Origin of the sequence: Streptomyces rectiverticillatus, assembly GCF_013394065.1 — a bacterium.
Taxonomy (GTDB): Bacteria; Actinomycetota; Actinomycetes; order Streptomycetales; family Streptomycetaceae; genus Streptomyces; species Streptomyces rectiverticillatus.
Genome location: NZ_CP040752.1, coordinates 512,428 through 536,545 on the forward strand (window position 1 = coordinate 512,428; position 24,118 = coordinate 536,545).

General features: G+C 73.4%; 24 protein-coding genes and 1 pseudogene. 11 read left to right on the forward strand and 14 right to left on the reverse strand.

Going from position 1 to position 24,118, the window contains the following annotated elements; genetic code table 11:
* Positions 1 to 31: 31 nt before the first annotated feature.
* Positions 32 to 431: pseudogene (locus FGW37_RS02025) on the forward strand (polyprenyl synthetase family protein); the annotation flags it as partial.
* A 31-nt stretch (positions 432 to 462) separates the two neighbouring features.
* Here the strand turns inward: FGW37_RS02025 and FGW37_RS02030 are convergent.
* Positions 463 to 816 (reverse strand): zinc ribbon domain-containing protein YjdM, encoded by a 354-nt coding sequence (locus tag FGW37_RS02030; protein ID WP_179079460.1) that lies wholly within the window; start codon positions 814 to 816, stop codon positions 463 to 465.
* 121 nt (positions 817 to 937) lie between these two features.
* Here FGW37_RS02030 and FGW37_RS02035 point away from each other — a divergent pair, with 121 nt between their 5' ends.
* From FGW37_RS02035 to FGW37_RS02045, 3 genes are all read left to right on the forward strand, one after another.
* The gene (locus FGW37_RS02035; RefSeq protein ID WP_179079461.1) at positions 938 to 2,134 is read left to right on the forward strand and encodes a UDP-N-acetylglucosamine--N-acetylmuramyl-(pentapeptide) pyrophosphoryl-undecaprenol N-acetylglucosamine transferase; all 1,197 of its coding nucleotides are present in this window, start codon (positions 938 to 940) and stop codon (positions 2,132 to 2,134) included.
* A 41-nt stretch (positions 2,135 to 2,175) separates the two neighbouring features.
* Positions 2,176 to 3,189: an SDR family NAD(P)-dependent oxidoreductase gene (locus FGW37_RS02040; protein ID WP_179084451.1), complete on the forward strand. Its 1,014-nt coding sequence runs from the start codon at positions 2,176 to 2,178 to the stop codon at positions 3,187 to 3,189.
* A 160-nt stretch (positions 3,190 to 3,349) separates the two neighbouring features.
* Positions 3,350 to 3,931 (forward strand): universal stress protein, encoded by a 582-nt coding sequence (locus FGW37_RS02045; RefSeq protein WP_179079462.1) that lies wholly within the window; start codon positions 3,350 to 3,352, stop codon positions 3,929 to 3,931.
* 39 nt (positions 3,932 to 3,970) lie between these two features.
* Here the strand turns inward: FGW37_RS02045 and FGW37_RS02050 are convergent, their stop codons facing one another.
* The 4 genes from FGW37_RS02050 to FGW37_RS02065 all read right to left on the reverse strand — a co-directional run bounded on the left by FGW37_RS02050 (position 3,971) and on the right by FGW37_RS02065 (position 8,882).
* Positions 3,971 to 4,984, reverse strand: a complete 1,014-nt coding sequence (locus FGW37_RS02050) for a lytic polysaccharide monooxygenase (RefSeq protein WP_179079463.1) — start codon at positions 4,982 to 4,984, stop codon at positions 3,971 to 3,973.
* 123 nt (positions 4,985 to 5,107) lie between these two features.
* Positions 5,108 to 6,535, reverse strand: coding sequence for a glycoside hydrolase family 18 protein (locus FGW37_RS02055; RefSeq protein ID WP_179079464.1), 1,428 nt, complete (start codon positions 6,533 to 6,535; stop codon positions 5,108 to 5,110).
* Positions 6,536 to 6,720: 185 nt separating this feature from the next.
* The gene (locus FGW37_RS02060) at positions 6,721 to 8,163 is read right to left on the reverse strand and encodes a sensor histidine kinase (protein WP_179079465.1); all 1,443 of its coding nucleotides are present in this window, start codon (positions 8,161 to 8,163) and stop codon (positions 6,721 to 6,723) included.
* On the reverse strand, positions 8,160 to 8,882 hold the full coding sequence (locus FGW37_RS02065) for a response regulator transcription factor (protein WP_179079466.1): 723 nt from the start codon (positions 8,880 to 8,882) through the stop codon (positions 8,160 to 8,162). The genes FGW37_RS02060 and FGW37_RS02065 overlap by 4 nt, the downstream gene beginning before the upstream one ends.
* 33 nt (positions 8,883 to 8,915) lie before the next feature.
* Here FGW37_RS02065 and FGW37_RS02070 point away from each other — a divergent pair, with 33 nt between their 5' ends.
* From FGW37_RS02070 to FGW37_RS02080, 3 genes are all read left to right on the forward strand, one after another.
* Positions 8,916 to 9,488 carry a hypothetical protein gene (locus FGW37_RS02070; RefSeq protein ID WP_343066985.1) on the forward strand — a complete coding sequence of 191 codons (573 nt, stop codon included), beginning with the start codon at positions 8,916 to 8,918 and terminating at the stop codon, positions 9,486 to 9,488.
* Positions 9,489 to 9,602: 114 nt separating this feature from the next.
* Complete coding sequence (locus FGW37_RS02075) at positions 9,603 to 11,879, forward strand: FUSC family protein (RefSeq protein WP_179079468.1); 2,277 nt, start codon at positions 9,603 to 9,605, stop codon at positions 11,877 to 11,879.
* Between the two features lie 80 nt (positions 11,880 to 11,959).
* Positions 11,960 to 12,748 (forward strand): aminotransferase class IV, encoded by a 789-nt coding sequence (locus FGW37_RS02080; protein ID WP_179079469.1) that lies wholly within the window; start codon positions 11,960 to 11,962, stop codon positions 12,746 to 12,748.
* A gap of 45 nt (positions 12,749 to 12,793) precedes the next feature.
* Here FGW37_RS02080 and FGW37_RS33800 read toward each other — a convergent pair whose 3' ends face one another.
* Positions 12,794 to 12,919, reverse strand: coding sequence for a hypothetical protein (locus FGW37_RS33800; RefSeq protein ID WP_281394663.1), 126 nt, complete (start codon positions 12,917 to 12,919; stop codon positions 12,794 to 12,796).
* The gene (locus FGW37_RS33085; RefSeq protein ID WP_246430217.1) at positions 12,916 to 13,167 is read right to left on the reverse strand and encodes a class I SAM-dependent methyltransferase; all 252 of its coding nucleotides are present in this window, start codon (positions 13,165 to 13,167) and stop codon (positions 12,916 to 12,918) included. Before FGW37_RS33085 ends, FGW37_RS33800 begins: the two co-directional genes overlap by 4 nt.
* 382 nt (positions 13,168 to 13,549) lie before the next feature.
* On the opposite strand from FGW37_RS33085, the gene FGW37_RS02090 reads away from it, so the two are divergent.
* Positions 13,550 to 14,218 carry a CatB-related O-acetyltransferase gene (locus tag FGW37_RS02090; protein WP_179079470.1) on the forward strand — a complete coding sequence of 223 codons (669 nt, stop codon included), beginning with the start codon at positions 13,550 to 13,552 and terminating at the stop codon, positions 14,216 to 14,218.
* Positions 14,219 to 14,309: 91 nt separating this feature from the next.
* On the opposite strand, the gene FGW37_RS02095 is transcribed toward FGW37_RS02090, so the two are convergent.
* A complete protein-coding gene (locus FGW37_RS02095) occupies positions 14,310 to 15,428 on the reverse strand; it encodes a questin oxidase family protein (protein WP_179079471.1) in 1,119 nt (372 codons plus the stop codon).
* Positions 15,429 to 15,486: 58 nt separating this feature from the next.
* On the opposite strand from FGW37_RS02095, the gene FGW37_RS02100 reads away from it, so the two are divergent.
* On the forward strand, positions 15,487 to 15,978 hold the full coding sequence (locus FGW37_RS02100) for a MarR family winged helix-turn-helix transcriptional regulator (RefSeq protein ID WP_179079472.1): 492 nt from the start codon (positions 15,487 to 15,489) through the stop codon (positions 15,976 to 15,978).
* 2 nt (positions 15,979 to 15,980) lie between these two features.
* Here FGW37_RS02100 and FGW37_RS02105 read toward each other — a convergent pair whose 3' ends face one another.
* On the reverse strand, positions 15,981 to 17,585 hold the full coding sequence (locus tag FGW37_RS02105) for a hypothetical protein (RefSeq protein ID WP_179079473.1): 1,605 nt from the start codon (positions 17,583 to 17,585) through the stop codon (positions 15,981 to 15,983).
* Between the two features lie 245 nt (positions 17,586 to 17,830).
* Between FGW37_RS02105 and FGW37_RS02110 the strand changes: the two genes are divergently transcribed.
* Positions 17,831 to 18,565: a hypothetical protein gene (locus tag FGW37_RS02110; protein ID WP_179079474.1), complete on the forward strand. Its 735-nt coding sequence runs from the start codon at positions 17,831 to 17,833 to the stop codon at positions 18,563 to 18,565.
* Positions 18,566 to 18,650: 85 nt separating this feature from the next.
* Here FGW37_RS02110 and FGW37_RS02115 read toward each other — a convergent pair whose 3' ends face one another.
* Positions 18,651 to 20,192, reverse strand: coding sequence for an SDR family oxidoreductase (locus tag FGW37_RS02115; RefSeq protein WP_179079475.1), 1,542 nt, complete (start codon positions 20,190 to 20,192; stop codon positions 18,651 to 18,653).
* Between the two features lie 126 nt (positions 20,193 to 20,318).
* On the opposite strand from FGW37_RS02115, the gene FGW37_RS02120 reads away from it, so the two are divergent.
* Positions 20,319 to 21,185, forward strand: a complete 867-nt coding sequence (locus FGW37_RS02120; protein ID WP_179079476.1) for an ATP-grasp domain-containing protein — start codon at positions 20,319 to 20,321, stop codon at positions 21,183 to 21,185.
* Positions 21,186 to 21,263: 78 nt separating this feature from the next.
* Here the strand turns inward: FGW37_RS02120 and FGW37_RS02125 are convergent, their stop codons facing one another.
* The 4 genes from FGW37_RS02125 to FGW37_RS02140 form a co-directional block, all read right to left on the reverse strand.
* Positions 21,264 to 22,514, reverse strand: coding sequence for a DUF1266 domain-containing protein (locus FGW37_RS02125; protein WP_179079477.1), 1,251 nt, complete (start codon positions 22,512 to 22,514; stop codon positions 21,264 to 21,266).
* A 105-nt stretch (positions 22,515 to 22,619) separates the two neighbouring features.
* Positions 22,620 to 23,009: a hypothetical protein gene (locus tag FGW37_RS02130; protein ID WP_179079478.1), complete on the reverse strand. Its 390-nt coding sequence runs from the start codon at positions 23,007 to 23,009 to the stop codon at positions 22,620 to 22,622.
* 127 nt (positions 23,010 to 23,136) lie between these two features.
* Entirely contained in the window at positions 23,137 to 23,577 is a 441-nt protein-coding gene (locus FGW37_RS02135) for a protein-tyrosine phosphatase family protein (protein WP_179079479.1), read from the reverse strand.
* Positions 23,574 to 23,954, reverse strand: coding sequence for a MerR family transcriptional regulator (locus tag FGW37_RS02140; protein ID WP_179079480.1), 381 nt, complete (start codon positions 23,952 to 23,954; stop codon positions 23,574 to 23,576). The genes FGW37_RS02135 and FGW37_RS02140 overlap by 4 nt, the downstream gene beginning before the upstream one ends.
* Positions 23,955 to 24,118 lie beyond the last annotated feature (164 nt).

Here is a 24,118-nt window from a genome sequence, read left to right on the forward strand (position 1 = left end):
GGGGGCGGGCCCGAAGCCCTGTGCTGAATGGAAGCGCCTGCGGGTCGCCCTGCTGTACGAGGCGGCCCGGCTGGTGACCGACGAGCAGGTGCCCGGCCTGGAGGAGGCCGCGCTGAGCATCGAACTCCTCCAGACGCAGGCTGGAGGTGCAGTTGCGTGCGGGTGCGGAGACCGTCGCCGGCCGGATCGCCGACCTGGAACGCGACTTCCAGCCCCTCCCGTCCGAGGACCTGCTGCACACCGTCTGCGAGTACAAGACCACCCGGTACTCGATCCTGGCCCCGCTGCGACTGGGGCTGCCGGCCGCCGGCGAGCACCTGGCCGGGCACGACGAGCGGCTGCGCCGCTACGCGACACCGGCCGGCATCAGCGGGCAGATGCGCGACGACTACCTCGACCTCTTCGGCGACGAGAACGTCAGGCCTGCCGGCGCGGCGCGGTGGGGACTTCCAGTGCTGCAGGTCAGGCCTTGCGGACCACGCTGGACTTGAGCTGCATGGCGCCGAAGCCGTCGATCTTGCAGTCGATGTCGTGGCCGTCCACGCCGTCGACGAGGCGGATGTTGCGCACCTTGGTGCCCGCCTTGATCCCCGTCGCGCTGCCCTTGACCTTGAGGCTCTTGACGACCGTGACGGTGTCACCGTCGGCGAGCACGTTGCCGACCGAGTCCCTGATCACCTTGTCCTGGTCACCGCTCGCGGATTCCGCTGCCGCGGGCGACCACTCGTGACCGCATTCGGGGCAGATCAGGAGCACGCCCATCTCGTAGGTGTAGGCGCTGGAGCACTCGGGGCACGGCGGCAGGGTCTCGTTCACCGGAAGAGTGTATTTCAGGTCGGACGTGCACAAAGGCCGGCGCTCGGCCGAGCAGTCCGGCGCAGTGGGCGGCGAAAAGGTTTCTTAGTGGGTTCTTAAAGCGTTTCGCCAAGCTGCGGCCATGGCTACAGCAGACGACAACCTTTCGGTGGTCATCGGCGCAGGCGGGACCGGCGGTCACATCTACCCCGGGCTGGCGGTCGCCGACGCGCTTCGCAGAGCGGTGCCGCACGCCGTCATCAGTTTCATCGGTACGGAACGCGGTCTGGAGACCCGTCTGATACCGGATGCGGGATACCGGCTCCACACCGTGGACATGATCCCCTTCGATTCCTCGCTCGGGGCCCGCCGGTATCTGCTCCCCGCCGATCTGTTGCGCTCGGGGAGACAGGCGCAGCGCGTGATCGAGGAGCAGGGTGCGCACGTCGTCGTGGGCATGGGCGGCTATCCGAGCGCGCCCGCGGTGCTGGGGGCGCGGATGGCGCGCCGCCCGGTGCTGGTGCACGAGTCCAATGCGGTGCCGGGCAGGGCGAACCGTTTCGCTGCTGCCCTCACCCCGCACATCGCGCTCGCCTTCGACCGCACCCGAGAGCACTTGCCGGCGCGGACGGCCCTGCGCGCGGAGACGGTCGGCATGCCGCTGGTCAGCGATGTCGCGGGGCTCGACCGGGCCGGGCGGAAGGCTCTGCGCGGGGAGGCCCGCCGCTGGTTCGGGGTGCCGGAGGGCACGCGGCTGGTGCTGTTCAACGGCGGGAGCCTGGGCGCGGCGCGGCTGACGGAAGCGGCGCTCGAGCTGGCCTCGCGGTGGCGCGGGCGGCCGGACGTACACCTGGTGATCAAGACCGGGCCGGGCGCCCTGGAGCAGGTACGGGCCCGCCTCACCGCCGAGGGCGGCGACCGGGTGGCCACCGCAGTGGGCTACCTCGACCGGATGGACCTCGCCTACGCGGCCGCCGACGTGATGGTGTGCCGGGCGGGATCGGCGACGGTGGCGGAGCTGTCGAGCGTGGGCGTGCCGGCGGTGCTGGTCCCGTACCCGCACGCGCCGCACGATCACCAGACCCACAACGCCCGGGTGCTCTCGGACGCCGGCGCGGGGCTGCTGCTCCCCGACGGCGAGGCCACCGGCGACCGGCTCGCCGGCCTGATCGAGCCGCTGTTTGCCGATCCGGCCCGGCTCGCCGCGATGGGTACGGCGGCCGCCCCGGGCACGCACGCCCTCGCGGCCGGCCTCATGGCGGCGTGGGCGCTGCGCCTGGCAGGCCGCACCCCCGCGAATCCCTTTCCGTTCCAGGCTGTTGAGAGGAACCACGCATGACCGGCATGACCACTGCAACGACCACTGCAATGACCACCGCGATGACCACCGAGCTGAACGACACCGACGACTGGGCCGGCCGCAGCGTGCTGGTCACCGGAGCCGAGGGCTTCATCGGCTCGACGCTCGTCGACCTGCTCGTCGAGCGCGGGGCGCGCGTGCGGGTGCTCGTGCACTACAAGCCCTACGCCGAGCGCGGCTACCTCGCCCGTCATCTCGGGCCCGGTTCGCCGGTGGAGACGCTCGCCGGTGACGTCCGCGACGCCGGGCGCGTGATGGACGCGGTGGCGGGGTGCGACACCGTCTTCCACCTGGCGGCGCTGATCGGCATTCCGTACAGCTACGCGTCTCCGGAGGCGTACGTGCAGACCAACGTGGCCGGTACGGAGAACGTGGCCGCGGCCTGCCGCCGCCACGGCGTGCGGCGCATGGTGCACACGTCGACCAGCGAGGTGTACGGCACGGCCCTGACCGCGCCGATCAGCGAGGAGCACCCGCTGCAGCCGCAGTCGCCGTACTCCGCCTCGAAGATCGGCGCGGACATGCTGGCCCTGTCCTACGCGCACTCCTTCGAGCTGCCGGTGACGGTCGTGCGGCCCTTCAACACCTACGGGCCGCGGCAGTCGGCGCGGGCGGTGATCCCCACGATCCTCGCGCAGCTGCACTCGGGGGCCGAGGAGATCCGGCTGGGGTCCACGTCGCCGACGCGCGACTTCACCTACGTCACCGATACCGCCGAGGGGTTCCTGGCGCTCGCGGACTGCGACCGGGCCGTGGGGCACGCGGTCAACCTCGGCACCGGGCGGGAGATCTCCATCGGCGACCTCGCCGAGTCGCTGGTCCGCGCCTCCGGCCGGGACGCGAAGGTCGTGGTGGACCCGTCGCGGCTGCGGCCCGCCGGCAGTGAGGTGGAGCGCCTGCTGTCGGACAACACCCGGGCCCGGGAGTGGGCCGGGTGGCGGCCCCGGGTGGGGCTGGAGGAGGGCCTGGCCCGTACCTCGGACTGGGTCCGGGACCACCTGCACCTCTTCGCCCCGGACCGCTATCAGGTCTGATCGGTGACGGGCCCCGCATACCCCGCATACCCCCCTCCGACCGGAGGGGGGTATCACCCGATTTGCCACCCATTAGGACGATACGCATCCGGCGGGCGCTTCGTAACGTGGATCACGTTGCCGTACAGCGGACAGACGAATCCCGAGGGAGGCGGACGGTATGTCTCGAACGGTGGAGCGCGTCGTCGTAGGCGTGGACGGCTCGGCGGGCAGTGTCGCCGCGCTCAGGCAGGGCGCGCAGGAGGCGGCACGCCACGGCGCGGCCCTGTGTCCCGTGCTGGCCTGGTCGCCGCCGGGCGGAGAGGCGGCGGACGCCCTGCAGCCCGCCCCGGCCGACGTCCGCGCGTACTGGGAGGCCCAGGCGCGCAGGGCCCTGACGAAGACGTGCGAGAGGGCACTCGGCGCCGCGCCGTTCCGCCTGAGGGTGGCCCCGCGGATCATCCGCGCCGAGCCGGGCCCGGCCCTGGTGGCCAGTGCCCGGCACGACACGGACATGCTGGTGCTGGGCGCCGGCAGCCACGGGCTGTGGCACCGGTTCCTCCACGGCTCGGTCAGCCGCCACTGCCTCCGGCATGCCCGCGGCCCCGTCATGGTCGTCCACCCCGGCGAGGAGGACGTGAAGGACGCCCGCGGGGCGGCGCGGCCGCCGCGGAGGCACCCTCCTGTCGTGGTGCCGGTCGGCCCGACGGACCCATGGCACCGGTCGACCGGCTCCGGCCCCGGCCCCGGGCGCGACGGCTGACCGGGGTCTCGACGACGGACGACTGACCCGGCCCGGGCCTCAGGCGTGGCTGCGGGCGGAGCGTCGCCGCATGGCCAGGAACAAGGTGGCGGAGCCGACTGCGAGGACGCCGGCGCCCGTAACGGCCAGCACGGCCGTACGGTCGTCGCCACCGGTCTCCGCGAGGCGCCCGCCCTGGGCGGCCGGGGCGTTGGCGGCCTTGACCGCGGACCGGGGCTCGTTTCCGGCACCGACGCCTCCGGCGCCAACGTCTCCGGCGCCGGGGCCGCTGTCGCCGGGGCCGTCACCGCCGTGCCCGCCGTGGTCGACGGTCGACTTCCCGGCCTCCTCGGCTATCTGCCGGTCGCTGGGAGCGGACGCGGCCGGGGCCGGGGCCGCTGCGGCCTGCGGCGCCGTCGCCGTCCTCCCCTTCCCGCCGAAGTCCACGTCCGAGCAGGTGTAGAAGGCCTCAGGGCTGTCCGAGCGCTGCCAGACGCTGTACACGAGGTGGCGGCCGGACCTCTTCGGGACGGTGCCGTCGAAGACGTAGCTCCCGTCCTTCAGCGTGGGGTCGGTGACCTTGGCGAACGGTTTGGCCTCCAGGTCGGCCCACTTCAGCGGCTTCCTCGGGTCGTAGCCGTCCTTCGTGAGGTACAGCTCGAACGTGCCGCGGTGCGGTGCGGTCGCCCGGTACCGGAAGGTGTGCTTGCCCGGGGCCAGCTTCGTGCCCGGCCAGTCGGCGCGCGGCAGGTCCAGCCCCTTGTACTTGGCGCGGCCTGCGCTGCACAGCTTGCCGTCCGGGATGATCCGGCGATGGCGCCCGGCGGCGTCGCCGATATTGACCTCGTTCCAGTCGTAGAGGGGCTGGGTGCCGCCCGCTGCGACCATCGCCTTGCAGGCCGCCGAACGCGGATGCTCCGGTCCCTCCGCGAAACAGGCGGACACACGGCTGACCGGGCCCGTCATGGAGCCGTGCGCCTCGGCCGGCGCGGCGGTCAGCGCGGTGATCGCGGTGAGCGCGAGAGGGACGGCGCCGAGCAGAGTCACCCGTACGGCCTTGTGACGCGTGCGCATGAAGATCTCCTTGCGGGTGGGTGAGGGGGTGGCCCCGCACGCCGGCCGTGAGGTGGGGGGTGCCGGACGTGCGGGGCGGTGTGGGGGTGTGGGGGGGCTTTACGTAGGGGAACGGGAAGCGCGTCAGCCCTTGCGGGCGGCGGCGAACGCCTTGGTGAAGGCGAGTTCGTCCTGGAGGATCGAGCTGCAGGTCGCGGATGCGGAGTTCTGTGCGCCGCCCGGGCACTGCTTGTCGCGCGCGGCCGACCACATCGACAGCCAGCCGATCCCCTTGGACCGGCCGAACGCGGCCAGTTGCGCCGCGTCGTCGACCTTGAAGACCTCGGCGGCCACGTCGTTGACGCCGATCATCGGGGTGACCGCCACGGCCTTCCACGCGGCCTTGTCGCTCAGCCCCAGCACGCCCTTGACCTGCGCCTGCGTCGCGGTGGCGGCGTCGATCGCGTACTGCCCCATGTCGCCGTCGAAGGACGACCCGTAGTCCATCGCCATGATGTTGACCGCGGAGACGGACACGCCGTTCTTCTTCGCGTTCCCGACCAGGTCGACGCCGTCCTGGGTGAGGCCCGTGGGCATGACCGGCAGGGTGAAGGAGACGTCGAGTCCGGGGTGCTTCTTCTGGAGCGAGGCGATCGCCTGGGCGCGCCGGGTGTTGGCGGCGGCGTTGGGCAGGGCGGCGCCCTCGATGTCGAAGTCGACCTTGGTGAGCTTGTACGCGTCGACGACCTTGCCGTACGCGGCGGCGAGTTCGTCCGCGGAGGAGCAGACGAGCCCCAGCTCGGAGCCGGCGGCGCCGCCGAAGGAGACCCGTACGTCGCCGCCCGCCTCGCGCAGCTTCCCGATCTGCTGCGCGACGGGGTCGCTCCCGAGGTCGGTGACACCTCCCCACTTGGGCGTGCAGCCGCCCCCGGAGGTGACGAAGGCGAGGTTGAAGTTCCTGACGCCGGTCTTCTTGGCGGTGTCCAGGAGGTCGTAGGCGGGGTGGAGGGAGGTGTCGACGTACGGGGCGAAGGCCGCGTTCGCGCCGCCGGGACCGGGACCGGGACCAGGGGCCGGGGAGGTCGCGGTCGGCTGCGGTTGCGTGGGCTGCGGGCCGGGGTCCTTGTCCACGGAACACTTCGTGCCGTTGATCCGGCAGTTGGCCGGGGCGTCGCCGGTGCCGGTGCCGACGCCGTTTCCGGCCGTGACGAAGCCGACGGTCACGGACTTGCCGGGGGCGATCGTCGCGTTCCAGCTCTCCGGCTCGACGGTGACGCTGCGGCCGCTGACGGTGTGCTTGCCGTTCCACAGCGAGGTGATCTTCGCGCCGGCCGGGAGGTCGAAGGTGAGCTTCCAGCCCGACAGGGCCTTGCCGGTGTCGTTGGTGAGGACGTACTGCCCGGTGTAGCCGCCCGACCAGGCGCCGGTCCGGGAGAAGGCCGCGCCGACCGAGGCGGCCTGCGCCGTGCCGGTGAGCGTGAACGCGGCGCCCGTCGCGATCGCCGCGGCGAGCCCGGCGCCGGCGAGCTTCGCCTTGCGGCTCACTCGTCGGCGGTGTGCGGAGGAACCCATCGCGTGCCTGCCTGTTCTGGGTTGGGGGGTGGGTACGTGCGGCACGCTAGCGAGACCAAACCCGGCAAATCGTCGAATCGGCTTCCGGGGCCCGCTCCTTATGGCGGAGTTAAGGAACGCATCGGCGGGGGTTAATGAGGAGCGCCTGCCACAGGACAGCGGCGTCGGGATCAGCGGCGTCGGGATCAGCGGCGCGACCGGCCGCCGCGCCGTACCCGTCGGCGGCGGCGCTCACGGCCCTTGGATCCGCCGCCGTCCGGCGAGAGCCACACCCGCACCTCCGTTCCGCCCAGCACCGACCGCCCGATCCGTACGTCGCCGCCCGTCGACTCCGCGACGCGGCGCACGATGTCCAGGCCGAGGCCGGTGGAGCCGGGGCCGCCGGCGCCGTGGCCGCGGCGCAGCGCCGCGTCCGGGTCGGCGATGCCCGGGCCCGCGTCGGAGACGAGGACGATGACGGCGTCGTCGCTGTGGTGCACGTCGACCGCGAAGGCGGTGCCCTCGGGGGTGTGCCGGAAGACGTTGCCGAGCATCGCGTCCAGTGCGGCGGCGAGTTCGGGGCGGGCGACGGGGACGCGTACGGTCGCGTCGACGCCCGAGAGCCGGACCGTGCGGCCTTCGTCCTCGGCGAGCGCGGACCAGAAGTCCATCCGGTCGCGGATCACTTCGCCGGCGTCGCAGCCGAGCGTGGGCCGTTGCTTCTGCTCGCCCTGCTCGCGGGCCGCGCGGATCAGCTGGTCGACCTCGCGCTCCAGCTGGGCGACGGCGGCGCGGGTCTGCTCGGCGGCCGGGCCCTCGCCGAGCGATGCGGTGTTCAGGCGCAGGACGGTGAGCGGGGTGCGCAGGCGGTGGGAGAGGTCGGCTGCGAGCTCGCGTTCGTTGGAAAGCAGCTGCACGATCTTGTCGGCCATGGAGTTGAACGCGACGGCCGCGGCGCGCAGTTCCGCCGGTCCGTCCTCGCGTACCCGGACGCCCAGCTTGCCCTCCCCCAGCTCGGCGGCCGCCTTCGCGAGCCGCTCCGCCGGGCGTACCAGGCGCAGGCCCAGGCGGTCCGCGGTGACGAGGGAACCGGCGATCAGGCCGAGGCCCACGCCGGCGAGGATCACCCAGGAGGTGGTGACGCCGTTGCCGACGGCGCGGTGCGGCACGTACACCTCGACGACCGCGAACTCGCCGGTGCTCAGGGCCGTCGGCTGCAACAGGGCGTAGCCGCCGGGCACGGAGGTGACGGCGGAGCGGCCGCGGCGGGCCGTCTCCACGTCCCGCGGGTCGGCCCGGCGCGGGCCGATGTCGTACGCCTTGTGCCCTTCGGCGCCCGCACCCTGCTGTGTGCCATCGTTCTGTTGGCTGTTGCTCTCTTTGCCGTCGTTCTGCTTGCCGTCGTTACCGGGTACGTGGACGGCCATCCGCCCGTCCCCGCCGGCCTGTGAGCTGGCGACCGCGCGTTCCAGCTGGTCGCGGTCGGTGGTGATGGCGAGCGCGGGGCGGATCTGGGCGGCCTGCCGTTCGGCGTCGGCGAAGGCGCGGTCCCGGGCCAGTTCTTTGACCACCAGGCCGAGCGGCACGGCGAAGGCCAGCACGACCATCACCGTGACGGCCAGCGAAACCCTGACGAGCGCCCATCTCACGGCTGCTCCGGGAGCGCCGTCCCCGCCGCCGGGGGCTCCAGCTTCACCCCGACCCCGCGGACGGTGTGCAGGTAGCGGGGCCGGGCGGCGGTCTCGCCGAGCTTGCGGCGCAACCAGGACAGGTGCACGTCGATGGTCTGGTCGTCGCCGTAGGACTGCTGCCAGACCTCGGCCAGGAGCTCCTTGCGCGGGACGACGACGCCCGGGCGGCCGGCCAGGTAGGCGAGCAGGTCGAATTCACGGCGCGTCAGGTCCAGGGGTACGCCGTCCAGTTCCGCCAGGCGACGCAAGGGGTCCACCGACAGGCCGGCGACCTGCAGCGCGGCGGCCGGCGCGGGCTCGCCCGCCGGCCCGCCCCGGCCCGACCGGCGCAGCACGGCGGCCATGCGGGCGGTCAGGTGCGCCACGGAGAACGGCTTGACCAGGTAGTCGTCGGCGCCGTCGGTGAGCAGCCGGATGATCTCGGCCTCGTCGTCCCGGGCGGTGGCCACGATGACCGGCACGTCGGTGATGCCGCGCAGCATCTTGAGCGCCTGCGCACCGTCGAGATCCGGCAGCCCCAGGTCGAGGATGACCAGGTCGAAGCCGACCTGCGCCACTTCGCGCAACGCCTCCAACGCGGTTCCGACACTGCGCACGGTGTGCGAGGCCTCGGTGAGCTGCCGGATGAGGGCGGAGCGCACGAACGGGTCGTCCTCGACTACGAGCAGTCTTGCCATGGGCCGCACCGTACGCCATACGAGTGAGGCACTATGAGCCAGGTGAGACGAGGAATCATGCAGGCCCTGGCGTGGATGCTGGCGACCGCGGCCGCCATGGCGGTGTCCTGGTACGGGGTGCGCACCGTCCTGGCGGGCACGGCCTACGAGCCGCCGCGTGCACTGCCGATCTCCGGCACCGCGGCACCGGCCATAGGCGAACCGGCCTCCTCGTCCCGCACCCCGGGCCCGCCGCCCTCCCCCTCGCCACCGGGCACCGCGTCCCCCTCCGGGAGACAACTCGCGCCCCCGGCCCCGGACACGTCCGCGCCCGGGGCCGGGTCGGGGTCCGGTTCCGGTTCCGGGTCGGCGCAGAGCCCTGAGGCCCAACCCCGGTCGGGCACCGGCGAAGTGAAGAGCTATCCGGTCCGGGGCGGCCGGGCGGTCTTCGACCTCGGCGAAAGCTCCGCCACGCTCGTCTCGGCGACGCCGGAGGAGGGTTGGCAGATGCGGGTGTGGAAGCAGAGCGCCTGGATCCGGGTGGACTTCATGGCCGGCACGAAGACGACGTCGGTGTTCGTCACGTGGAACGGCCATCCGCCGCGGGTCCAGACCGTGGAGAACTGACAGTCCGGAGAACTGACGGTCCCGGTTGCGAACGGTCCCGGTTGCGAAGGGGCGCGGTTCGCCTAGGGTGACAAGCGTGACGCGTCCCCCCGCCGGCCGGGAGCCGTCGTGGAGGTGACCGGCCCGCTCCGGTGGCTGCTGCGGCAGGACCAGGGGCCGGAGCACCTCCGGCGTGCGACCTGGGCCGCCGTCGCCGGGCTCACCGGCTTCTACACCTTGCGCTACGGCTTCGGCGCGCCCGGCATGGCCCTCTACGCGCTGTTCGGCGCGCTACCGCTCACCTTGTTCTCCCAGGTCCCGGGGGCTGCGCAGCAGCGGACGCGGACGTTCCTCGCGGTGCTGCCCGCCGGCTGGGTCCTGGTCACCGCCGGCACGCTGCTCGCGGCGCACTCGTGGAGCGCCGCCTGCGGCATGTTCGTGGTGGGTTTCACGGCCTCGTTCCTGGGGGTCGGTGGCCCGCGCCTGGGCGGGCTGGCCTCCGCCTTCCAGCTGTACTACCTGCTCCCGTGCTTCCCGCCCTACGCCCCCGGGACGCTGGGCGAGCGGCTCGGCGGGCTCACGGTGGGAATCCTGCTGACCGCCCTCGTCGACCGCCTCCTGTGGCGCGACGAGCAACCGGTCCCGTACCGGGTCCTCCTCGCCGACGCGGTGGACGCCGTGGCCGGTTACTGCGCCTCCACCGGGCGTCTCATGGCCGGCTCCGGTGCGGGTGACGGCGAAGCCGCGGACCGCTCCGGGGCGCAGCGGGACCAGGAGGCGGCCTACCTGGCGTTGCAGGCGACGCTGCTGTCCCGGGTGGCGCCTGCGGAGCGCCCCACGTCCGCCTCTCTGCGGGACCGGGCCTGTTACGACGTCCGTGCAGCCGTGCGGCACGTACGGGCTCAGCTGGACCGGCTGCTCGCCGGCGCCAGGGGGCCGGACCCCGCCGCCGCGCACCTGCTGGACCGCACCGCGGCGGCCTTGCGGGGTGCCGCGCGGGTGCTGCGCTCGGGCTCGCCCGGGCCGCGCGACGATGCGTTGGCCACGGCCTTGTCCTCCTTCCGCGCGGACCGGGCCCGACGCCTCGCGGGCGTCACGGCCCTGCGGCTGCGGCAGGACTCGGTCGTCCAGGCCGCCGCCACGGGCGCGTTGCTGGCCGGCGAGGGCGCCCGGATCGCCTTCGGGGCGCCGCTCGACGCCCGGTGGCAGCGGCCGGGCGGCCCGTTCCCGTACGCCGCACTGCGTGCTCCCGCCCGGTGGTGGCGACGGCTGCGGCTGCATCTGACACCCCGCTCGGTCCTCCTGCAGAACGCCCTGCGCCTCGCCTTCGCGCTGGCGGTCGCACGGCTGATCGTGGGGGCCCTGGACCTGCCGCACGGCTTCTGGGTGCTGCTGGCGATCATCAGCCTGATGCGCACCTCGGCCGCGGGCACCCGGGGCGCCCTGACGCCGACGTTCCTCGGGGTGGCCGTCGGCGCGGCGCTCGCGACGCTGATGCTCGTTCTGGTGGGCGATACGCCGGCCTTCTACATCGCCGCTGCGCCCGTCGTGTTCCTGGTGGGCTTCAGCGTGGGCCCCGTGCTGGGCACCGCCTGGACCCAGGCCGCGCTGACCCTCGTCCTCATCCTGCTCTTCGCCCAGATCCTGCCTCCGGACCGGCAGCTGCCCGCAGTGCGGCTCCTCGACGTGGTGATCGGAGGGTCCCTGGGCGCCGCGGCGAGCCTGGTCGCGTGGCCCAAGGGCGCGGGCGGCGAACTGCGGCGCGCCGTCGTGAACTTCATGGTCCGGGGCGCGGAGGCGTGCAAGGCGGTGACTCTCGGGCTGTGCCACGGCTACGGCTACGGCGGCGGCTACGGCGGCGATCGTGCCCACGACCGTACCCACGACCGCTCTGCGGATCCCCTGCGCCCGGCCCACGCCGCGATGCTCCTCGCCCAGGCGGCCCACACCCAGTACCGGACGGAGCACGCCGGCCGGGAACGGGCGACTCCTCCCTGGGAGACGGCCATGCAGCCCGGCCACCACACCGTCAGCGGCGGCGGACTGCTGCTCGCGGAAGCCCGCCGGGACGGGGAGGGCGCGGTACTGCCCGCGGACGCGACCGCCCTGCTCGTGGCCCTGGCCGACCGCGTGGCGGGCGACTGCCTGCGGGCCACCGAGTTCGTCCGTTCGGCGGGGGCGGACGTGCCGGAGCTCTCCGGACCGTATCCGGCGGCGGAGTCGGCGCCGTTGCACTGTGCGGTTGCACAGGCACAGGCACAGGCACAGGCGCAGGTACGGGCACAGGCGCCGGATGCGGGTGCAGATGCGGATCCCGCCACCGTCCTGCTGGTCGCCGACATCGAGGCGTGGCTCACCGGGGTGGCGCACGACGCGGCCCTGGTCGTGCGCAGGGCCGGGGCCGCTCGCTGAGCGCGACGCCGGCTGCCGCCGTCCCCCTCCCCCGCGACCTGCGACCTGCGACCCGCGACCCGCGACGTACGGTGGTGAGCATGAGCGATCTTTCCACCCCGTACGTCCAGGTCGACGGCCGTGCCCTCGATGCCGATCCGCTGTTCCTCGCGCTGATGGGCGGCTACGGGCACATGACCGCCATGCAGGTCCGGGACGGCCGGGTGCGCGGGCTGGACTTCCACCTCACCCGGCTGGACACGGCCACCAAGGAGCTCTTCGGCGAGGGGCTGGACGGCGAGCTGGTGCGGGACCGGATCCGGTGCGCCCTGGGCGAGGCGGGAGTGCGCGACGCATCGGCGCGGGTCTACGTGTACGCGCCGGAGCCGGGCGACAGGACGGTGACCACGGTGATCCTGCGGCCCGCCGTGCCGGAACCCGGCCCGCAGCGGGTGCGCAGCGTCCCGTACGCCCGGCCCGGCGCCCACCTCAAGCACGTAGGGGTCTTCGGGCAGGCCTACCACCTGCGGCAGGTGAAGGCGGCGGGCTTCGACGAGGCGCTGCTGGTGGAGCCCGACGGCACAGTGGCCGAGGGCGCCATCACCAACGTGGGCTTCCTCGACGGCGACACGGTGGTGTGGCCCTCGGCCCCCGCCCTGGACGGCATCACGATGCTGGTGCTGCAGCGGGAGCTGGACCGGGCGGGCCTGCCGTGGCGGCGGCAGCCGGTGCGGCTGGACGAGGTGGCGCGCTTCGACGCGGCGTTCGTCTGCAACTCCGTGGGCGTCTCTCCCGTGCCGCTCATCGACGACGTGCGCTTCCCCCTGGATGCGGAGCCCGTGCGCATGCTGAAGGGGCTGTACGACGCGGCGCCGTGGGATGCGATCTGACCCCGGCGGGCCTGCGCACGCTCCAGGCCCCGGAGGACAACAACATCACCGCAACGCCGCAGGTGCGCTCTCGGGCCGTTGCCCCTGAGTCGAGTACATCAGGCAGGAACTCGCCAGGAAGTCGGGGTGGCTCATGGCCGCGCCCGCCTCTTCGAGTTGCTCCTCGGTCATGCCCACTGCGAGGAACCGGTCCCGCAGGTGCCGCGTGTTGTGGCGGATTCCAGGAGACGGAGCTTGGCCCCGAGGTAGTCGCGGTACGCCTCGGCGGCCGCGTCCCCCGATGCGCCGAGCGGGATCAGCGGCCCGTACGTTGTCTCGTCGAACTCGTCGAACTCGTCGAGCTGCAGCCGGCCCCCGGGCTTGAGCGCCGAGACCAGGCGCCGGAGCACATCGATGCGCTCGGGCAGGTGCAGCAGCACCAGCCGGCCATCGCGCGACGCTGCCGCCGCCCGCCCCCACCTCCAGGCACACCGATCCCGGCCCGAGGGGAAGCCGGGACAGGCGGCGGGTGGTGAAGGCGTCGTACGCACCGGCCAGGCAGCGGTGCTGTTCTGCGGCATCCGCATGCTCGTTGTCGAACACGTAGCCCGGGACCTGCGTCGTCGTCATATACCGATGCCAGGGAGCGGCGCCGCCCCGTAGCGGCAGACTCGACGGCCCGGCACCCGATCGGTTCGCAGTGCTGCCGAGCCGCCGGAGCGGGCCGGAGCCGGCGCTGCGATCATGGAACCGGATGCAGGTACGTCCTCGTCCTCGTCCTTTTCCTCGTCCTTTTTCTCACCGCCTTAAGGAATGTTCGCCATGCCCGTTCCCGCCGATCCGACCGTGCTCCACCCGATGCCCGGCCAGCCCCGGGTGGTGCTGCTCAAACCGCTGGTGAAGTCCCCCTTGATCGAGGTCGGGGAGTACTCCTACTACGACGACCCGGACGACCCGACCGCGTTCGAGACGCGCAACGTGCTCTACCACTACGGGCCGGAGAAGCTGGTCATCGGCAAGTTCTGCGCGCTGGGCACGGGGGTGCGGTTCATCATGAACGGCGCCAACCACCGCATGGACGGCCCGTCGACCTTCCCCTTCCCCACCATGGGCGGCTCGTGGGCGGAGCACTTCGACCTGCTCACCGGTCTGCCGGGGCGCGGCGACACCGTCGTCGGCAACGACGTCTGGTTCGGCTACGGCACCACCGTCATGCCCGGTGTGCGGATCGGACACGGCGCGATCATCGGCTCGGGCTCGGTCGTCACCACGGACGTGCCCGACTACGGGATCGTCGGCGGCAACCCGGCCCGCCTCATCCGCACCCGCTACGGCGCCGAGGACATCGCCCGGCTGCTGGCGGTGGCCTGGTGGGACTGGCCCGCGGAGCACATCACCGAGCACGTGCGGACGATCATGTCGGGCAGCATCGCCGACCTGGAAGCCGCCGCCCCGGGGCGTGAGGCTACCGCCGGGGAGCCCCATGCGTGATCCCATGCGGTGATCCCATGCGTGAGCCTATGCGTGAGCCCGACGGTCGCCGGAAGCGCCGTCGCCGACGGCGGTACGGACCTCCCGATGCTCAGAGATTGCGCACTGCCCCGCCGTCGTCCAGGCGAGTGATCCGCCGCTGCGCGGCGTAGGCGGCGGCCGGGTAGCGCGGGTCGGGGCGCAGGGCGTACTCGCGCAGGCACGCCTCGGTGAACTTGATGACGTGCTCGTCGCCGTGTTCGGCGGCCCTGGCGCCCAGTTCGTCCAGTGGGGGCAGGTCCCGCGCTTCCGACCGCCAGGCGTCCGTGCCCTCCTCGCGCCGGTCGGTGGTGAAGGCGAGCAGGAAGGCGGTGTGCACCTGCCAGAGCCGGGCCAGGGTCGGCTCGTGCAGTTCGTGCGGCAGGTGCGGGAGCACGATGCGGACGGCGGCGGGGGCGGTGACGCCGTGGATCAGCGGGACCGGGAACACTTCGGGGTGGCCGAGGTAGACGTCGGCGAACTGGAGGGTCATCTCGCTCAGTAGCCTGGGCGCCTGCTCCTGGGCGAGCCGGCCCAGCGACTCGTCGTAGCCGGGCAGTCGGTCGAGCGTGTCCAGGCGCCGGCGCACGGCGCCCGGGCCCATCGGGCCGTCCGGGGCCACACGGGGCAGTGCGGCCACGGCGGCGTGCAGGTCGTAGGAGCCGCCGAGCCGCGGGTGGCCGGGGAGTTCGGCGTACCGGGCGGCCCAGTAGGCCAGGCCGCGGGCCAGCTCGTTCAGCTGGAGCGGGGTCGCATTGCCGGCGGCCGCGTACAGGCCGCGTACGGCGTGGGCGGTGCGGATGAGGCCGTGGGTGAGGCCGGCGAACAGGCCGGGGATCAGGCGCGGCCACCAGCGGGCGAGGACCTCGCGCCAGTGGGCGTCGGCCAGTTCGCGGGCGAAGAGCCGCTCCCAGTCCCCGGCCCGGTCGAAGGCCCCGAGGGCGGGGCGCCACGAGGACTCGTCCGCGGGGTCCAGGGCGAAGCGGGCGGCCGGAGGCTCGTGGTGCTCCATCGCCTTGCGGTAGCGCACCACCCATCGGGCGACCTCGCCCTCCTGCCCGAGCAGGGCGAGCGCCTCGGCTCCCATCGGGCCGTGGTTGGCGAGGTCGACGCCCTGCCCGCGCTCGTACCCGAGGTCGTCCATCCGTTCCAGAGCATCGTTGAGCGCATCGCTGTAGCTGATCGACGTCATGGCGAGACCCTTCGATTATCCAAATGGTTTGGAGATCAAAAGCATATACACTCGTAGTATGCAGCACACCCCAGAGGCCGGGAAGGCACCACGGAGACCGACACCGGCCGAACTCGAAGTCGTCGGCCTCGTCCCGCTGTTGGAGCCGTTCTACCGTGGAGCGGTGGTACGCGACCTGATGCCGGCACCGCTGCGCGAAGCGATGGAGACCCACGGGCTGACGCCCCGTCACGGGGCTGTCCTGCCCCAGCTGCTGGCCGGGCAGCCGCTGACCGTCAGCGAGATCGCCCGGCGGCTGCAGGTGTCGCTGCCCACCGCCAGCGACCTGGTCGGCGGCCTGAGCCGGGCCGGGATCGTGGAACGGGCCGAAGACCCGGCGAACCGCCGCCGGGTCCTGGTGTCCCTGGCCGAGGAGTTCCGCTCCCCGCTCGAAACCTTCATCGTGCGGCGCACCGAGCCGCTGCTGCGCGCCCTGGACGGGCTGTCGGCCGACGAGCGGGCGGGGTTTCTGGCGGGGCTCACCGCCTGGGTCCGCGAGGTGCAGAAGTAGGCTCAGTCGCGGGTTCGGCCCTGCTGTTCCTCTTCCCGGCGGTCGAGCACGAGGATCCGTCCCTCCGCCGTTCCGATGAACACCTCCCCGCCCGGTGCGACGCTCAGGCTCCTGGGAGTGAAGTCGTGCGCGCCTACGGCGGTCGGCCGGCGGCGTATCACCGCGCCGTCGGCCGGCCGCAGGGTCAGCAGCTCCTTCGCAGCGGTCACCGCGTAAAGGAGCCCGCCGCCTGCGTCCACCGCCCTGACCTCGGCCTCCATGCGGTGCGCCCACACCACCTCCCCGTGGGGCAACGCCCGGCGCAGCAGGAACGGCCCTTCGGCCGTGGCGGCGGCGTGGACGATCCCGGGGCCCAGGCCGTCCCTGACGTACACCCCGGGCCCGCCGCCGACCGGTCCGGCGGGGCACTCCTCCCACCGCAGCGGGAACAAGGGCTCGACGCCCCTGGGAGAGGCCTCGACCACCCACTTCTCCGGGCGCGGACCGTCGTCGGCGCCCTGCAGGAAGAGCAGGTGCGGGCAGCGGCGGACGTCGAACGCGAACGACCTGTCGCACTCCCCCAGCGCCACCGTGCCCAGCTGACGGCCCGTGGGCGTGAACACGGGCGTTTCGGAGGGCGGCCACCTGGCGGGCGGGAACAGATCACGCGAGTCGCGGGCCGCCCACGCGCCGTCGGCCCGCGCGGAGAGCCGGGCCGGGAAGTCGAGCCGGTGCTCGGCGACGATCGTGCCGTCCGCGAGGTCGACCCGCTGGAGAAGCGTCCGCCGGTTGTCACTGGTCCCGACGAGCACGGTGACCCACGCCGTGTCCTCGTCCGACGCCACGTACATCTGGCAGCCGGAGCGGTGGAAGGTGTCCTCGGGCACGGGCACGGACCACAGCAGGGAGCCGGCGGCCGACCAGCACTCCAGCAGGCTGCTGCTGAGCAGGCTGCAGAGCACCCGGCCGTCCCGCAACGCCTCCACCGCCATGACGTCGTCCCGGAACACCCACGTCCGCCCGGCCTCGGCGGCCAGGGCGACAAGGCGGTCGCCCACCCGGTAGCCGGGCTCCAGCCGCGGGCCCCAGTCCAAGTCCAGGTCCAGGCCCTCGCCCTCGCCCTCGTCCACAAGGGTCTTCCGCGTCCCCAGGTCGATCGCGCCGTCCTCGACGCCCAGCCACGCGTCGCGCTCGACGACGCATCGCGCGTAGGCGTCCTGGCCGTCCCGCTCGTAGGAGAGATCCGGTACGGAGAAGGTCACTTCGAGCCTGTGCGCATCAAGCCAGCGCAGCCCCGTCACGCCCGCGCCGGTGACGGGGAAGGAGACGCGGCGCCGCGTTTGCGGCTCGTAGAGGAACAGGCCGCCCACGCGATTCCACTCCTCGCCCCACTCGGTGGAGAGGACGAGCAGCGGCAGGACCGGGTGGAAGGAGAAGGCCTCCACCGAATGGTCGACCTCCACGAGGTCCCACAGCGAGAAGTCGCTCTTCCGGTAGACGGCCACCCGCGGCCCGCCGCCGGGCCCGGTCCCGGAGGCCTGGGTGGCGAGCCAGAGCCCGTCGGCGCTGACGGCGGCCCAGTGCGGCCGGCCGGCTTCGAGAAAGGGTTGGTCAGGTATCGCGCGCATCCCCGCATTCTCGGTGACGCCCGGACCGGCCCGTGCAACCAGGCCGTTCCGGACGGCCATGAGAGCGGAACGAGCCACCCCTGACGGACTTCTCTCCTCCTCCTCGGACGGGCCGGGATCCTTGAACGGTTCCGGTCACCGGACTGACCGCAGGGACGGGGAGCCGCATGTTCAGGTGGGGGAAGTCGCCGGATGAGGAGCCGCTGAGGAAGCTCGGAGAGGCCATAGGCTCCTTGCGGAGCGAGATGAGCAAGACGCTCCGGGAGGGATTTCAGGAACTGCGCCGGCAGAACGACGGGCTGCGTCAGGAACTCGGCGGCGGCCTGGGCGGCAGACTGGGTGAGCTGCACGAAGAGCTGCGCGACCTGCGGCGCGCCTTGACCGAGGTGCGCGAGGACGTCGCGGAGACCCGCCGGGAGAACGCAGCGCTGCTGCAGGAACTGCGGGCTGCCTGCCGGGAGGCCGCCGAAGGCCCCTCCGCGCCGCGCAAGGCCGGACCGGCACCGCACCCCGGCCCCGTGCCTCCCGCAGATGCGGGGGCGGAGGTCAGCGTCAAGGTCAGCGAGGGCGCGCAGCCGGAAGCCGGTGAAGAGACGCTGGAGAAGCGGCTGGAGAAGGCCGCGGGAATCGGCGCCGCGGATCTGGTGTGCCACCGCGACACCTGGGCGTACATCGTGGAGCAGGCCGCGCGGAACGCCCACTTCAGGGTGCCCGGCGAGGTCTCGGCCGGGGAGGACGGCCAGGCACGCGTCGTCGTGTCCGGCCGGTCTCTGATGGCCATCCTCACTGCGCTGCACGCCGTCATGCATCAGGGCCCCGGTGGCGACCCCGGCGACTGCGCTCTGGCCACGAAGTTCTACGAGCGCATCGCCGCGGTCGTGGACACCGTCCGCCCGGACGACCGCCAAGGCGCAGGGGGAAGGGAGGCGGCGCGGGCGCGGACGGTGATCGTCATCGACGACCGTCCCGGCCCGTCGTGACCGGTACGCGCGTGCGCGGCTCGGCGCGGCTCGGCGCGGCTCGCAGCCGGTCCGCCGGACACGGACCGGCTCCCCGGGCTCCCCTTCACTCCAGCCCGGGCCGGGCCGCTTCCTGCAGGGCGCGCCGCGTGATGTTGCGGGCCATGCCTCCGAAGACGATCGCGTGGAAGGGGGACACGCCCCACCAGTAGGCGTGTCCGGCCAGCCCGTGGGGGCGGAAGAGGGCCCGCTGCCGGTAGGTGGAGCGGGCGGGCCCGTCGGGCGTGACGGTCAGCTCCAGCCAGGCGCGGCCGGGCAGCCGCATCTCCGCCCGCAGCCGCAGGACGTGGCCGTGTTCGATCTCCTCGACGCGCCAGAAGTCCAGCGAGTCGCCGAGGCGCAGCGCGTGCGGGTCGCGCCGGCCGCGGCGCAGGCCCACGCCACCGGCCAGCCGGTCGAGCAGGCCGCGCAGGGACCAGGCCAGGGGGAAGGAGTACCAGCCGTTCTCGCCGCCGATGCCCTCGACCACGCGCCACAGTTCGCGGGCCGGGGCCTCGATGTGCGCCTCGCGGCGGTCCTCGTAGAGCGTGCCGCCCGACCAGTCCGGGTCCGAGGGCAGCGGGTCGCTGGGGGCGCCGGGCAGGGAGGCGGAGGACCAGCGGGTGGCCACGTCGGTGTCGCGCACCCGCTTGAGGGCGAGGCGGACCGCTTCGTTGAAGCCGATCGGGCCGTCGGGAGAGGCGGGGGCGTAGCGGGCGAAGTCGTTCTCGCGGCAGATGACTTCGTGGCGCAGCGACTCCACCAGCGGGCGGGCGATCGAGGCGGGCACCGGGGTCACGAGGCCGACCCAGAGGCTGGACAGGCGGGGGGTGAGGGCGGGCACGGGCAGGATGAGCCGGCGGGGCAGCCGGGCCACGGCCGCGTAGCGCATCATCATCTGCCGGTAGGTCAGCACGTCCGGGCCGCCGATGTCGAACCCGCGGTTGACGTCGGGCGGGAGCCGGGCGGCGGCGAGGAGGCAGCGCAGGACGTCCCGCACGGCGATGGGCTGGATGCGGGTGGCGACCCAGCTGGGGGTGACCATCACGGGCAGCCGTTCGGTGAGGTAGCGCAGCATCTCGAAGGAGGCGGAGCCGGAGCCGATGATGACGGCGGCCCGCAGCTGGGCGGTGGGCACTCCGCTGTTCAGCAGGATCCGTCCGACTTCGGCGCGGGAGCGCAGGTGGGGCGAGAGGTCGCGTTCGGCCACCTGGCGCGGGGCGAGCCCGCCGAGGTAGACGATCCTGCCCACTCCGGCCTTCTTCGCCGCCCGGCCCACCGCGAGGGCCGCCCGGCGGTCGGTCTCCTCGAAGTCCGCCCCGGTGCCCAGCGCGTGCACCAGGTAGTAGAGGACGTCGACGCCCTCGCAGGGGCCGGCGAGGGTGTCCGGGCGGGTGACGTCGCCCCGGACGGCCTCGATGCGGTCGGCCCACGGCTGGTCGCGCAGCCGCCGGGGGTCGCGCACCAGGCAGCGCACCCGGTATCCGGCACCGAGCAGGACGGGCACCAGCCGGCCCCCGATGTAGCCCGTGGCCCCCGCGACGAGCACCAGCGGCGGCCGCCCGGTGCTGCCGCCGGGCCGGGCGGTCCCCTCCGGAGTCGTCTCCATACCCTCACGCTCTCCCGGAACGGTCGTTTCGCGCAGGCGAAGCTGGGCCTTCCGGGTGTCCGCGCGCCCTCGTCCGCGCGGAATGCGGTTGCCCTGGACCGGGGCACGACGGCTAGGGTGCCGCGCATGGCGCCCTTGATCGTTTTCTGCAGCGACCCGCTCGGCCCCCGGCGGGCGGACCCGCATTTCGCCGACGAGGCGCGCGCCGCCCGCGGGCTGGGGCTGCGGACCGCGCTGCTGGATCACGACGCGCTGCTCGCCGGGGACGTCTCCGGCGCGGTCCGTGGCGTGCCGCGCGGGGCCGGGGCGGCCTGGTACCGGGGCTGGATGGTGCCGTCCGGGCGGTACGCGGAGCTGGCCGGCGCGCTCGCCGACCGCGGGGTCACGCTGCTGACCTCGCCGGACGCCTACCGGCGTGCGCACGAGCTGCCGGGCTGGTACTCCACGCTCGCCCCCGTCACACCGCGGAGCGTGTGGCTGCCCGCCCGTCCGGGTCACGCCCCTGGCGCCCGCGAGCTCGCGGCCCTCACGGCGCCCCTCGGCGGCGGGCCCGCGATCGTCAAGGACTTCGTCAAGTCCCGCAAGCACGAGTGGCACGAGGCGTGTTACGTGCCGGACCTCGCCGACACGGAGCGGCTGGGCGCCGTGGTGGCCCGCTTCGTCGAGCTTCAGGAGGAATTCCTCGCGGGCGGCGTGGTGATGCGGGCCTTCGAGTGCTTCACGGAGGGCGGCGAGGCCCGCGCGTGGTGGGTCGACGGGCGCCCCGTCCTCGTGACGGCCCACCCCGACCGGCCCGACCTGCGGCCGGCACCGGTCCTCGACGCGGTGTCACCGCTGGTCGCCGCCCTGGACTGCCGGTTCGTCACCACCGACCTCGCGCTGCGCGAGGACGGGGTGTGGCGGGTGGTGGAGGCCGGGGACGGACAGGTCAGCGACCTGCCGCGGGGCGTCGACCCGGGCCTGCTGCTGGAGGCCCTGGCCGGGGTGCGGTAGCCGGAGCGCGGTAGCCGGGGGTCGCGGGTCGTACCGTCGGCCCTTGAACGGCACCGTTCGGCCCTTGAACGGCACCGTTCAGCTCTTGAACGGCACCGTCCGCCAAGGGCTGTCCGGGTCCGTGGTCAGCGCCCGGTGGGCGTCGAGGACCGTCGTGTACCAGCGGCCGAACTCCTCCTCGTCGAAGTGCAGGCACCGGCCCAGGACGTAGCCGGCCGAGAACTCCTCCCACGAGTCGTAGGCGGCCTGCGCCTCCCGGGACGCGCGCTCGATCGCCGTGTGCATCTCGGTCTCCGTGGCGTACCGCGCGCCCCGCCCCCAGCGGGCCATCTTGGAGGCGCGGCCTATGTCCCAGGCGGCGATCGTGCGTACGAAGCCGTCCGGCGGCAGGAGCCCGTCGGCGCGGAAGCGGGCCTCGTAGCGCAGGATCTCACCCACCAGCTCGCGCAGGTGCACCACGAAACCGGCGAGCTCGGCGTCGTCCGCGGCGGTCCCGCCCTCCTGGGCGCGGACGCGCAGCGTCGACTCCACGGTGTCGCGCCACTCCCCGGGATCGACGCGGCCGCCCCGCGCGCGGGTCAGCGCGGTGCGCGCTCCCAGGACGAAGTCCCAGTACCAGGGGCTCACGTCGCGGCCGAGGAGCCGCTCCTGCGTCGAGAGCCAGTCCTCGCGGCCGTGTACGCCCCAGCTGTCGGCGATCCGCTCGGCCTCGCCGCGGTAGCCCATGCCGTGCCAGTGCAGGGTGTTCCACGCGTCGCCGTTGGCGAAGCACAGGTGGGCGCCGCAGGCCAGGCCGTGCAGCAGCGGGCCGGGCCCGGGGGCACCGGTGCGCCGGGTCACCACACGGTCCATCAGCTCGTCCGAGGAGAACAGCTCGTGGTGCAGGTCCAGCCACACGTCGCGTTCCTCGTCGCTGATCAGGAAGTACTGCTCGCAGGGCGTGGCCGCGTTGACGGCGAGGACGCCCACGTCCTCGGGGACGATCTGCGCGAGCGCGCCGAGCGTCGCGTACTCGTAGACGAGGAACGGGTGCGGCCGCGGCAGCAGACCGGCGGTGTAGACCTGTGCCGCGGTGTGCCCGTCGGGGGTCTCGATGGTGAGCATGGGGCGCTCGTCCTCGCCTGCGGCCTGCGCGTGGTCGAGGCGCACGGGGTAGTACACGCCCTCGATCGCGAGCGTGCGGAGGTACGCATACGCGTTGTCCGCCCGGCTGAGCTTGTACAGGTACTGCTCCAGATCGGTGGGCGCCTGCCAGCGGGAGCCGTCCTGCGGCGCCGGGACGAGGGGGAAGAACTCGTCGTGCGCCTCGTCGTGGGCTGCCGCGTGCATGGGACTCCTCGTCGTTCCGTTCCGGTCCGGGCCTCGTGACGGCCTCAAGATCGCCCGAGTACGGTAGCGGCGGGCTTTCCACGGCAGGGACCCGGGGCCGCCGGGTCAGGTCGTGTACTGGCCGAGGATCAGCATCGCGGTCAGCAGGACCACCAGGGCCCCCAGCCCGTAGGCGCCCACCCGGGCGCCGCCCCGGGGCAGGAAGATGCCGGTCACCGTCCCGAGCGTGACGAGCGGAACGGCGCCCCAGGCGACGGCGATCCCCCCGCCGAAGCGCAGCGGGCCGCGGACGCCGTCCTGGCAGGAGTCGCAGGCGATGGCGAGCAGCGGTCCCAGCACCCCGACGAAGGCGCCGAGGGCGAGGACGGCCACCGCGACGACGGTCAGCCAGATCCAGTCGCCGGCGGTGCGCCGCGGCGGGACGCCGGGGCGGTTCGGGGCGGGGCGGCTCGGGCCGGGGGCGGGGGTGTCGGACGCGGTGGCGGTGTTCTCCATGTGCCGGACCCTACGAACCGCACCCACCGGCGGGCATCCGCCTCCGTACTCAGATCGTCCCGGTCCGGGACCTGAGTACCTGCCTCGCCCGGGGCTGTGCCGTGCTGTGGCCTGCCGTGGCGTGCCGTCAGGCGGCGAAGCGGCGGACGTAGCGTTTCTGCCAGGGGGTTTCGACGGCGTGCCGGTCGTAGTGGCGGCGTACGAAGTCCACGGCGCGATCGGCGGGAACCCCGTCCAGGACGGCGAGGCAGGCCAGCGCCGTGCCGGTCCGGCCCCGGCCGCCGGCGCAGGCGATCTCTACGCGCTCGGCCGCGGATCGCTTCCACGCCTCGTGGAAGGCATCACGGGCGTCCGCGGCGCTGCGGGGCAGCCGGAAGTCCGGCCAGGGCAGCCAGCGGGCCTCCCACGGGACCTCGGGAGGCTGCTTTCCGAGCAGGTACACGGCGAAGGAGGGCGCCGGGCCCGCGGGCAGGGGCCTGCGCAGTCCACGGCCCCTGACGAGGCGTCCGGAGGGCAGTTGCAGAACGCCGGCGTCCCCCGGCGTCCACGGCCCGGCCCCGTCCGTCACGCCGCCACCTCCGGGCGGCGGTTGGTACGCACGGTGTCCAGGTATTCGGACACGGCGTCCCTGTTGCGGATCAGGCACTCGATGCGCTCGGTCATACGGTCGCGCTCGAGTTCGAGGGTGGCCAGCATCTCCGGCGTCGCGTCGGGGAAGTGGATGACGCGGGGCTTGTCCAGGCACGGGAGGATCTGCTTGATGATGCGCGTGGGCAGCCCGGCGTCGAGCAGCCCCCTGATCTGCAGGACGCGGTCCACGAGGCGTTCGTCGTAGTGGCGGTAGCCGTTCGGGGAGCGCCGGGAGACGATCAGCCCCTGTTCCTCGTAGTAGCGCAGCAGCCGGCGGGACGTGCTGGTGCGTTCCGACAGCTCCCCGATCCGCATGATCCGCCCTCGCAGTCCGTCGAGTCGACCCTGACATCCGTGTGATCGTTCGAGCATACACACCGGGTCGCGGAGCGGGACGTTCGTTGGTGTTCGCAGACGGGGGACGGCCCCGCGAGGACCCGGTCGGGTCTTCGCAGGGCCGCGATGTGCCACATGGGTGT

Bases quoted from the DNA above. Each gene is read 5' to 3' on its own strand.
- FGW37_RS02105 (WP_179079473.1), bottom strand. From the start codon at position 17,585: ATGCGCGCGATACCTGACCAACCCTTTCTCGAAGCCGGCCGGCCGCAC.
- FGW37_RS02100 (WP_179079472.1), top strand. From the start codon at position 15,487: ATGCAGCACACCCCAGAGGCCGGGAAGGCACCACGGAGACCGACACCG.
- FGW37_RS02125 (WP_179079477.1), bottom strand. From the start codon at position 22,514: ATGCACGCGGCAGCCCACGACGAGGCGCACGACGAGTTCTTCCCCCTC.
- FGW37_RS02095 (WP_179079471.1), bottom strand. From the start codon at position 15,428: ATGACGTCGATCAGCTACAGCGATGCGCTCAACGATGCTCTGGAACGG.
- FGW37_RS02090 (WP_179079470.1), top strand. From the start codon at position 13,550: ATGCCCGTTCCCGCCGATCCGACCGTGCTCCACCCGATGCCCGGCCAG.
- FGW37_RS33800 (WP_281394663.1), bottom strand. From the start codon at position 12,919: ATGACCGAGGAGCAACTCGAAGAGGCGGGCGCGGCCATGAGCCACCCC.
- FGW37_RS02080 (WP_179079469.1), top strand. From the start codon at position 11,960: ATGAGCGATCTTTCCACCCCGTACGTCCAGGTCGACGGCCGTGCCCTC.
- FGW37_RS02035 (WP_179079461.1), top strand. From the start codon at position 938: ATGGCTACAGCAGACGACAACCTTTCGGTGGTCATCGGCGCAGGCGGG.
- FGW37_RS02065 (WP_179079466.1), bottom strand. From the start codon at position 8,882: ATGGCAAGACTGCTCGTAGTCGAGGACGACCCGTTCGTGCGCTCCGCC.
- FGW37_RS02045 (WP_179079462.1), top strand. From the start codon at position 3,350: ATGTCTCGAACGGTGGAGCGCGTCGTCGTAGGCGTGGACGGCTCGGCG.
- FGW37_RS02070 (WP_343066985.1), top strand. From the start codon at position 8,916: ATGAGCCAGGTGAGACGAGGAATCATGCAGGCCCTGGCGTGGATGCTG.
- FGW37_RS02130 (WP_179079478.1), bottom strand. From the start codon at position 23,009: ATGGAGAACACCGCCACCGCGTCCGACACCCCCGCCCCCGGCCCGAGC.
- FGW37_RS02110 (WP_179079474.1), top strand. From the start codon at position 17,831: ATGAGCAAGACGCTCCGGGAGGGATTTCAGGAACTGCGCCGGCAGAAC.
- FGW37_RS02040 (WP_179084451.1), top strand. From the start codon at position 2,176: ATGACCACCGAGCTGAACGACACCGACGACTGGGCCGGCCGCAGCGTG.
- FGW37_RS02140 (WP_179079480.1), bottom strand. From the start codon at position 23,954: ATGCGGATCGGGGAGCTGTCGGAACGCACCAGCACGTCCCGCCGGCTG.
- FGW37_RS02115 (WP_179079475.1), bottom strand. From the start codon at position 20,192: ATGGAGACGACTCCGGAGGGGACCGCCCGGCCCGGCGGCAGCACCGGG.
- FGW37_RS02050 (WP_179079463.1), bottom strand. From the start codon at position 4,984: ATGCGCACGCGTCACAAGGCCGTACGGGTGACTCTGCTCGGCGCCGTC.
- FGW37_RS02120 (WP_179079476.1), top strand. From the start codon at position 20,319: ATGGCGCCCTTGATCGTTTTCTGCAGCGACCCGCTCGGCCCCCGGCGG.
- FGW37_RS02055 (WP_179079464.1), bottom strand. From the start codon at position 6,535: ATGGGTTCCTCCGCACACCGCCGACGAGTGAGCCGCAAGGCGAAGCTC.